Raw genomic sequence first — 13,609 nt, 5'->3', positions numbered from 1 at the left:
GCACCGGGAAGCGAAGCTGTGGTACCCCGTGCCGAGTACGGCGGCGCCCCAACCGGCCCAAACCTGGGCTGCGCCTAGCCACCCGTTCGAGTTATCCACAGCTCGGCGCCCGACTTTCACCCGAGCCTCACCCTCCGCGATCGTGGTGTCCGGAAGCGTCACAGGGACGCTTCCGAACGTCACGACACACACATCCGGAGGACTCGATGAACGAGGCTCAGATCACCGTCATCGGCTGGGTCGCCGATACCCCGCAGTTCCTGATCACCGCGAACGGCACGCCGTACCTGTCGATGAAGCTGGCCTGCACGCCGCGCCGCTATGACCGCACCACGGGCCAGTGGACGGACGTGGAGACCATGTTCCTCACCGTCAACTGCTGGCGCGGCCTGGCCGAGAACGTCCATTCCTCGGAGTTCGCCCGCGGCCATCCCGTGCTCGTCACCGGCCGCCTCCGCATCCGCCAGTACGAGCGCGACGGCCAGTGGCGCTACTGCGCCGAGATCGAGGCGACCACCCTGGGCCACGACCTGACCCGCGGCACCGCCGACTTCCGCGTCGCGTCCCGCTCGGGCTCCCTCACCGAATCCGACCGCCGCGAGGCCCAGGAGGTCTCCGACCTCTTCGCCCTCACCGGCACCGAGACCACCGAAGAGGAGGTGACCGAAACCCCCAAGGCCGCCTAACCCGAAAACCAAACCACCCCTCCCTTGCAAGGCCGGGCCGCCACCCCCAACGCGGCCCGGCCACCCACCCCCGCCAACCCCCCGACCCGCCCCAGACGACCCAACCCGCACCCCCACCCCAACCACCCGCCCAACCACCCCGCCCCAACCGCCCACCCCGCCCCAACCGCCCACCCCGCCCCAACCGCCCACCCCGCCCCAACCGCCCACCCCGCCCCAACCGCCCACCCCGGCCGACCACCCACCCCCGCCCTCGCCAACCCACACAACAACCCACCCCCCCAAACCCAACGCAACCCGAGTTGAACGACCCAACCCCCACCCCATCCGCCCCAACCACCCAACCCGGCGGACCGCCCACCCCGGCGGACCGACTCGACCCGACACAAGCTGGAGGAACGAGCCAGCCAGACACCTATTAACTGCGTCCGCAACTACTGCGTCCACGTCCACGGTGCGTCCACGTCCACTGAAGCCATTCCACTCCGTGTCCGCGTCCACGCCGGCTCCACACCCACGCCGGCTCCACACCCGCGGCACGCCCACGTCCGCGGCACGCCCACGTCCGCGGCACGCCCACGTCCGCGGCGCGTCCGTGTCCACGGTGCCTCCACGTCCACAGCACCTTCACGTTCACGGCCGTCCTCGTTCGAGCGCCTGTCCGCGTTCAGCGCACGCCCGCGCCCGAGGTCTGTGCCGGCGCCCGAGGTCCGCACCCGAGGACTGCGTTTGCGGCCGAGGTCCGCGTCCGCGCGCGAGCAGCGTGTCCGCGCCCGCGCAGCGCGCCCGCGCCCGCGCCCGCGCAGCGTGTCCGCGCAGCGTGTCCGCGCCTGCGGCCGAGGTGCGCGCCCGCGCCCGAGGTCTGCGCCCGCGCGCGAGCTGCGTGGCCGCGCCCGGGGCCGAGGTCCGCGCCCGGGGCCGGGTTGCGTGTCCGCGCCTGCGGCCGAGGTGCGTGTCCGGAGCCACTCCGTGTCCACAAGCCATCACGCGGCCGGGGTTCACGGCCGGCGGGGGACAGGGGCCGGGCGCCGATGGAGCGAACCCCGCGCACGCGGGACCGACGACCCCTTCGCAGGTCATGCGTTACATGGAGAGGTAGGGAGGTGACCAAGGGCAAGAAACTTGAAGCCCTTTCGGACCGCGACTGCAAGCGTACGCTCGGTAGCTATGAACCAGCCTTGGGTGGTCCTCGTCCTCTTCTCGGCCGCGATCCTGGTGACCGTCGCCTTCGCCGTCCGGATGATCAGGACGGAGGTGGCGGGTCTCCGCGGCGAATCCTCGGCCGCCGTGTCCGGCCTGCGCGGGGAGACGACCGCAAGCGCCGAAGGACTGCGCGCCGAGATGCAAGCGAGCCTCGGTGGCCTCCGCTCGGAACTGCACGCCACCGCGGACGGACTCCGCCGCGAGCTCCAGACCAGCGGCGAGAGCTTCCGCCGCGAGATGCAGGCCCACGTCGAAGCCATCCGCGACCAGCTCCAGTCCGGCACGGAGGCTCTCCGCGAACAGCTCCACGCGTCCGAGCAGGCCAACCAGCACCAACTCCATAGCGTCCTCGAACACCACCGCGACCAGTCGAACGCCGCGTCCGAGTCCTACCGCGAGCAGCTCCAGCTCACCTCCGACTCCCTCCGCGGCCACGTCCACAACGCCCTGGAGAACCTCCGCCACGACCTCGACACCCAGCTCGAAGCCATCACCACCCGCCTCGACACCCTCACCTCCCAAGACCGCCCCACCACCCCCGTCCCCCTACAAATGCCCCCCCGAGACCGCCCCACCCACTAACCCCCCGCCACCGCCCACCCGCCCCAAGCCCAACCCGCCCCAACCTCACCCGCCCCGCCAGCCCCCACAGCCACGGCCGTCCGCGCCCGCGCCCGTCCGCGCCCGTCCGTGCTCACGCCCGTCCGCGTCCGCGCCTGCCCGCATCCACGCCCGTCCGCGCCCGCCCCCATCTCCACACGCCTGCCTGCTCCTGCGTCCCCGCTCGCTCTCGGACGCCCGCACCCGCCCACTCCTGCCCGTGCTCATGTCTGCGCCTGCGCCCGTCTGCCCCTGACCACACCCGCCGACGATCGGGTGCGGGAACGCCCACCGCTGCGTGCACCCACGGCCGCGTCCGCCGCCTGCACGGTTGTGCTAACCCACCCCGCGCCCGGACTGCCTGCGCCCTAACACCACCCACGCGACCGCCACCCACGCCGACGTCCGCCCAGGCGCCTGTGCTGATTTCTGTCTGCGTCCGGCTGCACCACCGGGCTGTTGGGCTCCCACACCCGCCGACGCCCGCGCGCATGCATGCCCACGACCGCATGCGCCCACGGCCGCGTCCAAACACATCTGCCTGCCCAGCTCCGTCGCGCCAACGCGTGTGTTCTTGTCGGCTTGCTCCGCGTGCCCTTCGCCTGCGTCCGCACTGGCGCCCGCCCGGCCCGCGCTCGCGCATGCCCACCGCCGTGCGCTCACAAGCCGCCTTTAGGCACGTCTACGGTGTTGCTTGCCTACCTCGCCCAGCTCGCCCGGGCCACCGCCGTCCACCATGCCGACGTCCACCCACGCGCGCCTGCGCTGGTTTCCGCTGCGCACTTCCGCGCCCCGGGCTGTTGACGCCCCCACCTGCCGACGCCTTGCGGGCACGCATGCCCCGCCCCCGGCGTGCGCCCACGCGCACGGCTTCGTCTAAGCGCATCTACCGCCTTGCTAGCCCCGTCCGCGCGCAGCCCCGCCCACGCTCGCGCGCTTACGCCGATTTCCGCCCGCGTCCGCCACCACCGGGCCTGTTGACGTCCACGCCCGCCGACGGCGCCCCCGCCCACGTCCGGCCGCATCCACGTCGTCCCGTGTCCGCGCCTGCAGGCCCTTTCGGTTCATGCGCCCGCGCCCCTTGAGTCCGACCTGCCCTGCCCGCGCCTACGCCCACGTTCGAGCCGTGTCCGCGTCGTCCTGTGTCTGCGCTTGCCTGCCTCGCGGGCCGTTGCGGGGCAGCCATGGCCACGTTCACGCCTTGCCGGGCCCGTGCTCGCGGCCACGTGCTCCCATGCACGCGCCTGCCCCCTGTCCTGCCCACGGCCGGGGACGTCCGCCGATGTGTGCCGACTCGCGTGCGGCCCTCTTCGTGATCGCCCAAGTGCCAGCGCCCGCGATCACCTGTGCCCGCGCGTCGGCGCCGGGGGTGGCATCTGGCTGGCGCTCGCGTGCGCCGGCTCGTGTGTTCGTGTCGGCCTGCTCCGTGTGCCCTTCGACTGCGCCCGCGCTGCCTGCCCTCGCGCACGCCTACCGCCGTGTTCAGGCACGTCTACGGACTTGCTTGCTTACGCGGGCCTGGTCTGTACGCGCCATCTTCATTCAGAGCTTGTAACTCGAGGTGTGTAAAGATGATCTTGTGGTGGGTCTGGTTGTGTTTACCGGATGCGGCCCGGGTAGGCCTGGGCGAGTTCGTTGAGTGCTTCGGGCCAGCCGTAGGTTTTGGTGCCCTCGACGAGTCGGGCGGGTTGGAAGGGATGCTTGTCGCCGTTGGCTCGTTTGGCGGCGCGTTCGCGGGCGCGTTTGTCCTCGATGTTGACGATGGCCAGCCACAGCAGTTTGACGACTGCGTCGTCGGTCGGGAAGTGGCCGCGGGCCTTGGTGACCTTGCGGAGTTGGTAGTTCAGTGACTCGATGCTGTTGGTGGTGTAGAGCAATCGGCGGACTGCGGGTGTGAAGGCCAGGAACGGGGTGACCTGTTCCCAGGCCGTCTCCCACACTTTCACCGCCTGCGGGTAGCGTTTTCCCAGCTCGCTGGTGGCCAGGGTGGCCAGGGCGTCGAACGCGGCGTCGGCGTCGACGGCGGTGTAGACCTTCTTCAGTTCGGCCGCGACCGCGGCGCGGTCCTTGCGTGGGACCGGCCGCAGTGCGTTGCGGATCAGGTGGACCACGCAGGTCTGGACGGTGGCGTGGGGGAAGGCCGCGGTGATGGCGTCCTCGAACCCGCCCAGCCCGTCGCAGCAGGCGATCAGGATGTCGGTGACTCCACGGTTGCGCAGGTCGGTGACGACACCGCGCCAGAACCCGGCGCCTTCTCCGACCGGGCCGTCGGCGGCCTTGGGCACCCAGATGCCCAGCACGTGCTTGTCGCCGTCGGTGTCGATCCCGACTGCCAGGTACGCCGGCTTGTTGTGCACGACGTGGTTGTCGCGGACTTTCACCACGATCGCGTCCAGGAACACCACGGCATAGACGGGGTCGAGCGGGCGGCGCTGCCAGGACTTGACCTCCTCCATCACCTGCTCGGTGATCCGGGAGACGGTCTCGGGACTGAGCCGGGTCCCATACACCTGGTCGAGGTGGTGGACGATGTCACGGACCGTCATGCCGTGCGCGTACAGGCTGATGACCATGTCGTCCAGGCCGCCGGAGACGCGCCCGGCGCGTTTGGGCACCAGCATCGGCTCGAAGCTGCCGGCCCGGTCCCGCGGCACCGCCACCTGAACCGGCCCGACCCCGGTCTGCACCGTCTTGCGGATCTTCCCGTTCCGGGCGTTGCCCGCCACCGCGCCCGCGCCCTGCACATGCCGGTCATAGCCCAGATGCGCGGTCAGCTCGGCCTCCAACGCCCGCTCCAGGACGGCCTTGACCAGATCACCCAGCATCGAGCCCTCACCGGTCAGCCGCAGCCCGCCGTCCTGGTCCCGGGACCTGGCCAGCAACTCATCCAGCAGCCGATCGTCCATCAGCTCCCGGATCGGACGACGCACCGTTTCCTGCTCGGACTCACCCACCTCCAACACGGTAGCCGGAAGATCACTTACGGTGGTCGAGGTGGTGCCGTCGACACCATCGATCACAGACATGACGTGTGGTTCTCCCCCCGAAGAACGTGGGCGCTTCGCCCACTGATCACTTGCTCCCCAACAAGATCACTTTCCACACCTAGAGAGATACCTCCTTCATTCAGGTACGCCGAGGTCTACCGCGTGCGCCGGTTTCTGTCTGGGGCTGGTCATGCCACCGGGCCGTTGGCGTCCACGGGTGCTGGCGGAGTTGCCGGTCCTGCTTGTGGTGGTGATTGCTCGTGTTGCGCTCGGTCTCGGTGCGGTGCTCGTGTGCGGTTGTTTTGGGTTGTGGTGGGCCCTGTTCGGCTTTGGGTGGGGTGGATTTGGTGGGGTGGGGCGTGAACCGGGGTGGGGGATGGGGGGTCTTATGTAGCGGGGGCGTCACTCGGTGGAGTTCGGGGGATGCGCTCTGTTCCGGGTGGGGGTTTGTTGCTTCGGGGTGAGGGACGAGTCGGGGGTTCGGTTCGTTTGGGAGGGGTGGGGGCTTGGGAGGGGGAAGGGAGTGGGAGGCCCGGGGCGGGGTGGTGGTCCGCGGGCGGGGAGCGGTCGGTGGCGGGCTCGGGCGATGGGGCGGGATGGACGGGTGGGGACACGCGAGCGGCCCGGTGGGGGCGCGGTCGGCCGGAGTGGGCGGTCCGCCGGAGCGGAGCGGCCCGTCCGGGGAGTGCGCGGCCACCGGGCCGGGCGGTCACGCGGAGGCCGGGACGCGGTCCGGGGTGGGAGCCGCCGCGGGGGCTCAGGCCGTCGCGGGCGGCTCGGCCCGGGTCGGTGCGGGCCTCCGTCAGGATGCCCTCCCGCCGCGGAGGTGTTCCGCGACGCGGGCGCATCGTCGCAACGCGACCACAGTGCGCAGGGCCCAGAGTTCTAGACCCAGGAAACGCCGCGCATGGTGGATTCCCCCTCCGGTGAGCCGGGGACCGCGAACTCCGCGGCCCCTGCGGACGGCCACGGTGGCCGTCCACCTGTTGCGGTTTCGAAGGTACCGGTTTCCGGCGCACTCCGCACACGTTGCAACTATCGTGTTACACAACGTGACGCATAGGGGGGAAGGATGACGGCAGTGCAGTCGTCCGCGGAGGACCGCGGCGGTGAACTGGCCCGCACGTCCCGGCGCCCAGGGGGATCCGGGCGGCCGTCCCTGCTGGCCGTCTACGTCCCGGCGGTGGTGTCGCTGCACCTGGCGCTGACCGGTTTGGGGCTCTGGCGCACCTCGTTCCAAATAGAAGATCTACTCACATTTACCGCCTTGTTGGCGTGTGGCGCGGTCTGCATCGAGGCGTCCCGCCGGCTGGGCATGCCCGCGGGGGTCGCGCGGGACCTGCTGTCGGCGTGGTGGCTGCCGGTCGCGCTGCTGCTGCCGCCGCTCTACGCGCTGCTGATCCCGATCCCGCTGCAGGTCCTGCTCCAGTTCCGCGTCCGGCGGACGCTGCTGTACCGGCGGATCATGGTCACCTCGGCGCTGGGCCTGGCCGGGGCCTGCGCGAGCGTGGTGTTCCACGCCGTGGTGCCCGAACCGCTGGCGGACGGCCCGGGCTGGATCGTCCAGGGCATTCCGGGCATCCCCGTCGCGGTCGCCTGCGCGGCCCTGTTCACCGTCCTCAACACGGGGATCGTCGCGGTCGCCGCGCACGCCGCCGCGCCCGAGGGCCGCTGGCGCGAGGTCCTCTGGAACCGCGAGAGCCTCCTGCTGGACGTCGTGGAGCTGTGCGTCGGGGTGCTCGTCACGATCAGCAGCGCGCTGTCCCCGGCGCTGCTGCTGCTCGCGCTGCCCCCGGTCGTCCTGCTGCAGCGCAGCCTGATGCACCAGCAGCTCCAGGCCGCGGCCCGGACGGACGCCAAGACCGGCCTGCTGAACGCCGCCGCCTGGCAGCGCGAGGCCGACACCGAGCTGTCCCGCGCCCAGCGCACGGACGAGTCGCTCGCGCTGCTGCTGATCGACATCGACCACTTCAAGAAGGTCAACGACACCTACGGCCACCTGCTCGGCGACCAGGTCTTGGTCGGGGTCGCGACCACGCTCTGCGGGCAGCTCCGCGACTACGACGTGGTCGGACGCTTCGGCGGCGAGGAGTTCGTCGCCCTGCTCCCCGGCGCGGACACCGTCGAAGCCTGCCGGATCGCCGAGCGCCTGCGCGGCCGCGTCCGCCGCCTCACCGTGCCCGCCGACCACAGCACCGTCGCCGTGACGATCTCCGTCGGCGTCGCCCTGCTGCACACCCACGGCTCCGACCTCATCGAGCTCCTGGCCGCCGCCGACCTCGCCCTGTACCGGGCCAAGGAGTCCGGCCGCGACCGCGTCTGCCTCCCCGCCGTGGACGCCCCCCGAACCCCCGACGCCTGACCGGACGGCCGATGCCTGATCTGCCGCCCGGTGCCTTGCCGGGCGGCCGATGCCTGATCTGCCGCCCGGTGCCTGACCGGACGGCCGACGACTGACCGGACGGCCGCCGCCTGACCGGGTGGCCGACGCTTGGCCCGCCGCCCGCCGCCCGCCGCCCGATCTGCCGCCCGCCGCCTGATCTGCCGTCCGACGCCTGACCTGGCGGCCGATGCTTGGCGCCTGAGCGGCGGCCCGGTGCCTGAGCGGCGGCCCGGCGCCTGACCGGCCGCTCGGTGCCTGGCCCGCCGGGCCCCTCGTAGCGTTCCTGGGCCCGGGGTGTTCGGGGGTGCGGGGTGGGTTCGGGTGCGACGAACGGTGCTCTGGACCCAATAGGCTTGAGGATTATGGCCGAGTACATCTACACGATGCAGCGTGTGCGCAAGGCGCACGGCGACAAGGTCGTCCTGGACGACGTCACCTTGCACTTCCTGCCCGGCGCCAAGATCGGCGTGCTGGGCCCGAACGGTACCGGCAAGTCCACGCTGCTGCGGATGATGGCCGGTCTGGAGCAGCCGTCCAACGGCGACGCCAAGCTCATGCCGGGGTTCACGGTGGGCATCCTGCAGCAGGAGCCGCCGCTGAACGAGGAGAAGACCGTCCTCGGGAACGTGGAGGAGGGCGTCGCCGAGACCAAGGCGATGCTCGACCGGTTCAACGAGATCGCCGAGCAGATGGCGACGGACTACTCCGACGAGCTCATGGCCGAGATGGGCAAGCTCCAGGAGAAGCTCGACCACAGCAACGCCTGGGACCTGGACTCCCAGCTGGAGCAGGCGATGGACGCGCTGCGCTGCCCGCCGGCGGACGCGGACGTGACCAAGCTGTCGGGCGGTGAGCGCCGCCGCGTGGCGCTGTGCAAGCTGCTGCTGCAGGCCCCCGACCTGCTGCTGCTGGACGAGCCGACCAACCACCTGGACGCCGAGTCCGTCCAGTGGCTGGAGCAGTTCCTCGCCAAGTACGAGGGCACCGTCCTGGCCGTCACCCACGACCGGTACTTCCTGGACAACGTGGCGACCTGGATCCTGGAGCTGGACCGCGGCCGCTGCCACCCCTACGAGGGCAACTACTCCACCTACCTGGAGAAGAAGGCCGAGCGGCTCAAGGTCGAGGGCAACAAGGACGCCAAGCGCAAGAAGCGCCTGCAGGACGAGCTGGAGTGGGTCCGCTCGAACCCGAAGGCGCGGCAGACCAAGTCCAAGGCCCGCCTCGCCCGGTACGAGGAGATGGCCTCCGAGGCCGCCAAGACCCGCAAGCTGGACTTCGAGGAGATCCAGATCCCGCCGGGCCCGCGCCTGGGCAACACGGTGATCGTCGCCGACAAGCTCACCAAGGGCTTCTCCGACCGGGTCCTGATGGACAACCTGTCCTTCGACCTGCCGCCGAACGGCATCGTCGGCGTCATCGGCCCGAACGGCGTCGGCAAGACCACCCTGTTCCGCATGATCGTCGGCGAGGAGCAGCCGGACTCCGGCGCGCTGCGCGTCGGCGACACCGTGCAGATCTCGTACGTGGACCAGGGCCGCGGCGGCATCGACCCGGACAAGAACGTCTGGGAGGTCGTCTCGGACGGTCTGGACCACATCAAGGTCGGCCAGGTCGAGATGCCGTCCCGCGCCTACATCGCGGCGTTCGGCTTCAAGGGCCCGGACCAGCAGAAGCCCGCGGGCGTGCTGTCCGGCGGCGAGCGCAACCGGCTGAACCTGGCGATGACCCTCAAGCAGGGCGGCAACGTGCTGCTGCTGGACGAGCCGACCAACGACCTCGACACCGAGACGCTGTCCAGCCTGGAGAACGCCCTCCTGGAGTTCCCCGGCTGCGCCGTGATCACCTCGCACGACCGGTGGTTCCTGGACCGCATCGCCACGCACATCCTCGCGTGGGAGGACGGCTCGAACTGGTTCTGGTTCGAGGGCAACTTCGCCGACTACGAGAAGAACAAGATCGAGCGCCTGGGCGCCGAGGCCGCCCGTCCGCACCGGGTGACCCACCGCCGCCTGACCCGCGACTGATCACCCCCGAGAAGCGCCGCACCCACCCCGGGTGCGGCGCTTCCGCCTTCCCGCGCCCGCCTCCGGTCCCCGAGCCGGGGCTTCTCGCTCCCGCGTTGCCCCTCGTCCCAGTGCCGGGGGCACAAGAAGGCGGTGGCGTTCTTGTGGGCCACGTGATGAACGGCGGCGTCCGAGCGGCGGGTAGCATCGGCGCGCGATCCCACCTTCTATCCGGGCGAGGCTATGCGAAGCGGTGACGAGCGCCCCATGGCGGACTTCCGGCACGTGTACGAGTTCCCCCTGAGATTCGGCGACATCGACTCGCAGGGGCACGTGAACAACGTGAAGTTCCTCGGGTACCTGGAGGACGCCCGGCTGGAGATGTTCCACGCCGACCCCGTCCGCAAGGGCGAGCAGCCGATCCGGGGGATGGTCGTGTCCCGGCACGAGATCGACTACGTGACGCCGCTGCTGCCGACCGTCGACCCGATCCGGGTCGAGACGTGGATCACGCAGGCGCGGGCCGCGTCGTTCACGCTGGCCTACGAGGTGCGGGACGACGACAACGTGTACGCCCGCGCGAGCTCGGTCCTCGTCGCGTTCGACGTCGAGAACAACCGGTTGCGCCGGTTCACCGAATACGAGCGCGACTTCCTCGCCCGCTACCGCGCCCCCGCCGAGTAGGCCCGTCCGCCAGCGGGCCTAGACGGCGACGGCCGACCGGGCCGCAGCGACGGCGTTCAGTGCCTCGGTGAAGGTGCGGACGAACAGGTCCGTGTCCTCGAACGGGAGGCCGTGCCCGCCCGGCACCTCGACCAGCTGAGCGTGCGGGACGGCTTCGGCCACGGCGCGCTGGTGGTGCGGCGGGACGATCCGGTCGTCCGCGCTGGAGATGATCACGGTCGGGGCGGTGATCCGGGGGAGGAGCGCCGTGATGTCCACGGCGCGGTCGGCCTCGACCTGGCGCAGGAACCCGTCCGAGGCCGCGCTGATCGCGGCGGTGAAGCCCTCCGTCGCGGCCTGGAAGTCGGCGTCGGAGCGGGCGCGCAGCGTGGCGTCGCCCATGGCGGTGCACTGGAGCAGGCGCGCCTGGAGTTCGGGATCCGCGACCGTGAGGCGGGCCCAGAGGTCGAACTGGAACGCCATCCACGGGTCGGTCTTCGCCCATGCGGCATGCGACACGACCGAGATCACGCGGTCCGGTGCCGTCCCCGCGACGGCCAGGGCGACCGTGCCGCCCAGCGAGTGTCCGGCCAGGTGGAAGCGGTCGAGCCCGGCGTGGTCGGCGGCGGCGAGCACCTGGCGGACCAGGTCGTCCATCAGGATCGGGCCGCCCGCGTCGCGGGTCGCGCCGGCCCCCGAAAGGTCCGGCGCGACGATCGTGAAGCGGGACGCGAGCGCCTCGATGAGCGGCCCCCAGTTGCCCGGGCCGTCCGCGCCGGTGCCGTGCACCAGGACGAGGCCGGGCCCGGTCCCCGTGACCAGGTAGTTCACGGTGCTGGTGCCGGAGCTGATCTGAACATCGACGGTAGGCATTGCGGGTTTCCTTTCAGCGGACGGATTCGGCGACCGCAAGCTCAGCGGCCACATCGGACGAGAGCGGACGAGTCGGAACATCAGAAGCGCGCAGCAAGCGGGCGACCACGACAGCGCCGACCAGGGACAGGGCGGACAGCGCCCACAGGACGTCGTGGAGCGCGCTCGCATAGGCGTGCGTCGCGGCGGACGCGTAACCCGGACCGCCACCGGTCCCGCGTGGCGGCGTCATGTCGCCCTGGAGCAGGCGGGACGTGGCGTCGGACGCGATGCCAGCGCCGTATCGGGACGCGAGATCGGCGCGGGTCAGCGTGGTCAGCAGCGCGCCGAGGACGGCGACCGCGACGACCTCGCCGGTGATCCGGGCGGTGTTGAAGACCCCGGCGGCCATCCCGGCGCGGTCGGGTTCGACGGACGAGATCGCCGCGCCGTCCATGATGGCCAGCGAGATCCCGAAGCCGGACCCGATCAGCAGCAGCGGCGCGGCGAGGGCGCCGGCGCCCGCACCGCCCGGGACGAGCGCCAGCAGCGCCGTCCCGAGGGCGACCAGCAGCAGCGTCGTGACGAGCAGCGTTCGCTGCGACAGCCGCCGCGCGAGCAGGCCCGTAAGCGGCGGCAGCAGCAGCGTCGGGCCGGTGAGCAGCATGAGCAGCACGCCCGCCCGTCCCGCCGACGCGTGCAGCGTGGCCATGAAGTACGGCGGCAGGACGATGGTCAGCGCGACGAACCCGAAGGCCAGCAGGAACGGCATCGCGGAGATCGCCACGAAGCGCGGGCGGGCCAGCAGCGCGAGGTCCACGAGCGGGGCCGCGTGCCGCCGCTCGACGACGGCGAACGCCGCCAGCAGCAGCACGCACGCCGCGAACCCGCCGCGGACGGTCCCGTGCGTCCAGCCCAGCGTCGGGCCTTCTACCAGCGCGAACGTGAACGCGGACAGGCCGAGCGTGAACGTCACCGCGCCGACCAGGTCCAGGCGTCCGGACGCGGCCTGCCGCGACTCGGAAAGCAGCGGGACGGCGGCCAACGACGGCAGCAGCGCGACGGCGGCGACGCCGAAGAACGCGCGCCAGCCCAGGCCGCTGACGAGCGTCCCGGCGATGACCGGCCCGAACGCGAGGCCGAGCCCGAGGACGGTCCCGAACACGCCGAACGCGCGCGCACGAGCCGGGCCGTCCGGGAAGGCCGCGGCGAGCAGCGCGCTTCCGCCGGTGGTCGCGGCGGCCGCCCCCGCCCCCGCGAGGAGGCGCGCCGCGACGAGCGTCCCGATGTCGGGCGCGAGGGTCGCGACCAGCATGGACGCGGTGAAGACGGCCAGCCCGAGCCCGAACATCCGCCGCCGGCCGATACGGTCGGCGAGCGATCCGGTGCCCGCCATGAAGCTCGCGAAGGTCAGGAAGAAGGCGTTCACGACCCACTGCGAGGCGGCGAGGCCGGCGTGCAGCGACCGTCCCACGTCGGCGGTCGCCTCGGCCGCGCCCGTGGCGGTGACCGGGATGAGCAGCAGCGAGCCGCACACCACCCAGAGCGTGCGGGCGCGCCGGTCCGAACCGGGCATGGCGTTCCTTTCGAGCGACAAACCATAAGAACTCTGATGGAGGCCAAAGTTCTTATATGAGTACGAGCCTTGTCAAGTCGTCGAAGGTTGGTAGGGTGCGCCCGTGAGGGGAGATCGGATGGCAGGCGACGAGCGGACCGAGGAGCGGACTGAGGAGCGGATCGAGGGGCCGGTCGAGGAGCGGATCGAGGCGGCGACGGCCTGGCGGCCGGGCATGCTGATCAAGCGAGCCGAGCAGGCGCTCATCGCCGAGAAGAGCCGCGTGCTGCGGCCGTTCGGGCTGACCGTCCCGCAGTACGCGGCGATGTACGCGCTGTCGCTCGCGCCCGGCATCTCCGGCGCGCGGCTCGCGCGCTACTGCGCGGTGACGCCGCAGAGCATGACGACCGTCCTGAAGACGCTGGAGGCGCGCGGGCTGATCGAGCGCCGCCCGTCCGAGGACCACGCGCAGGTGCTGGTCACGCGCCTGACGGACGAGGGGGCCAGGCTCCTGGTCGAGGCGGACGCCGCGGCCGTCGCCGTCGAGCGCAGCCTCGTGGACGCCTTCGACGCCGACGAGCTGGCGGCGCTCCGCATCCTGCTCCAGCGGGCCGTGGACGTCCTGACCTAGATTTCCGAAGATTTCCGGAAACAGCGGTCCTGAACTGGGGTAA

The 13,609-nt window shown here is 71.5% G+C and carries 9 protein-coding genes; 6 read left to right on the top strand and 3 right to left on the bottom strand.

The features are described 5' to 3' along the window. The first annotated feature begins 206 nt into the window (after positions 1–206). Both FHU30_RS35940 and FHU30_RS35935 read left to right on the top strand, forming a co-directional pair. Positions 207–686, top strand: a complete 480-nt coding sequence (locus tag FHU30_RS35940; RefSeq protein WP_253882008.1) for a single-stranded DNA-binding protein — start codon at positions 207–209, stop codon at positions 684–686. Positions 687–1,853: 1,167 nt separating this feature from the next. Continuing rightward, positions 1,854–2,471, top strand: coding sequence for an apolipoprotein A1/A4/E family protein (locus FHU30_RS35935; RefSeq protein ID WP_253882007.1), 618 nt, complete (start codon positions 1,854–1,856; stop codon positions 2,469–2,471). 1,616 nt (positions 2,472–4,087) lie between these two features. Here FHU30_RS35935 and FHU30_RS35930 read toward each other — a convergent pair. After that, positions 4,088–5,395, bottom strand: coding sequence for an IS256 family transposase (locus FHU30_RS35930; RefSeq protein WP_372503903.1), 1,308 nt, complete (start codon positions 5,393–5,395; stop codon positions 4,088–4,090). Positions 5,396–6,548: 1,153 nt separating this feature from the next. Here FHU30_RS35930 and FHU30_RS35925 point away from each other — a divergent pair. From FHU30_RS35925 to FHU30_RS35915, 3 genes are all read left to right on the top strand, one after another. Beyond that, positions 6,549–7,838 (top strand): sensor domain-containing diguanylate cyclase, encoded by a 1,290-nt coding sequence (locus FHU30_RS35925; protein WP_253882006.1) that lies wholly within the window; start codon positions 6,549–6,551, stop codon positions 7,836–7,838. Between the two features lie 383 nt (positions 7,839–8,221). Continuing rightward, positions 8,222–9,886, top strand: a complete 1,665-nt coding sequence (ettA, locus tag FHU30_RS35920) for an energy-dependent translational throttle protein EttA (protein ID WP_253882005.1) — start codon at positions 8,222–8,224, stop codon at positions 9,884–9,886. A 246-nt stretch (positions 9,887–10,132) separates the two neighbouring features. Further along, a complete protein-coding gene (locus tag FHU30_RS35915) occupies positions 10,133–10,549 on the top strand; it encodes an acyl-CoA thioesterase (protein ID WP_253882004.1) in 417 nt (138 codons plus the stop codon). 18 nt (positions 10,550–10,567) lie between these two features. Here FHU30_RS35915 and FHU30_RS35910 read toward each other — a convergent pair whose 3' ends face one another. Beyond that, positions 10,568–11,401 (bottom strand): alpha/beta fold hydrolase, encoded by an 834-nt coding sequence (locus FHU30_RS35910; RefSeq protein WP_253882003.1) that lies wholly within the window; start codon positions 11,399–11,401, stop codon positions 10,568–10,570. A 13-nt stretch (positions 11,402–11,414) separates the two neighbouring features. Next, positions 11,415–12,956, bottom strand: coding sequence for an MFS transporter (locus FHU30_RS35905; protein WP_253882002.1), 1,542 nt, complete (start codon positions 12,954–12,956; stop codon positions 11,415–11,417). Positions 12,957–13,074: 118 nt separating this feature from the next. Here FHU30_RS35905 and FHU30_RS35900 point away from each other — a divergent pair, with 118 nt between their 5' ends. Next, the gene (locus FHU30_RS35900) at positions 13,075–13,566 is read left to right on the top strand and encodes a MarR family winged helix-turn-helix transcriptional regulator (RefSeq protein WP_253882001.1); all 492 of its coding nucleotides are present in this window, start codon (positions 13,075–13,077) and stop codon (positions 13,564–13,566) included. The last annotated feature ends 43 nt before the right edge of the window (positions 13,567–13,609 follow it).

It is taken from the genome of Actinomadura rupiterrae, from assembly GCF_024172125.1.
In the GTDB taxonomy this organism is placed as follows: domain Bacteria; phylum Actinomycetota; class Actinomycetes; order Streptosporangiales; family Streptosporangiaceae; genus Spirillospora; species Spirillospora rupiterrae.
Note: the sequence above shows the minus strand (reverse complement) of the source record. Positions and strands in the feature narration are given on the sequence as shown.

Bases quoted from the DNA above. Each gene is read 5' to 3' on its own strand.
- FHU30_RS35940 (WP_253882008.1), top strand. From the start codon at position 207: ATGAACGAGGCTCAGATCACCGTCATCGGCTGGGTCGCCGATACCCCG.
- FHU30_RS35935 (WP_253882007.1), top strand. From the start codon at position 1,854: ATGAACCAGCCTTGGGTGGTCCTCGTCCTCTTCTCGGCCGCGATCCTG.
- FHU30_RS35930 (WP_372503903.1), bottom strand. From the start codon at position 5,395: ATGGACGATCGGCTGCTGGATGAGTTGCTGGCCAGGTCCCGGGACCAG.
- FHU30_RS35925 (WP_253882006.1), top strand. From the start codon at position 6,549: ATGACGGCAGTGCAGTCGTCCGCGGAGGACCGCGGCGGTGAACTGGCC.
- ettA (WP_253882005.1), top strand. From the start codon at position 8,222: ATGGCCGAGTACATCTACACGATGCAGCGTGTGCGCAAGGCGCACGGC.
- FHU30_RS35915 (WP_253882004.1), top strand. From the start codon at position 10,133: ATGGCGGACTTCCGGCACGTGTACGAGTTCCCCCTGAGATTCGGCGAC.
- FHU30_RS35910 (WP_253882003.1), bottom strand. From the start codon at position 11,401: ATGCCTACCGTCGATGTTCAGATCAGCTCCGGCACCAGCACCGTGAAC.
- FHU30_RS35905 (WP_253882002.1), bottom strand. From the start codon at position 12,956: ATGCCCGGTTCGGACCGGCGCGCCCGCACGCTCTGGGTGGTGTGCGGC.
- FHU30_RS35900 (WP_253882001.1), top strand. From the start codon at position 13,075: ATGGCAGGCGACGAGCGGACCGAGGAGCGGACTGAGGAGCGGATCGAG.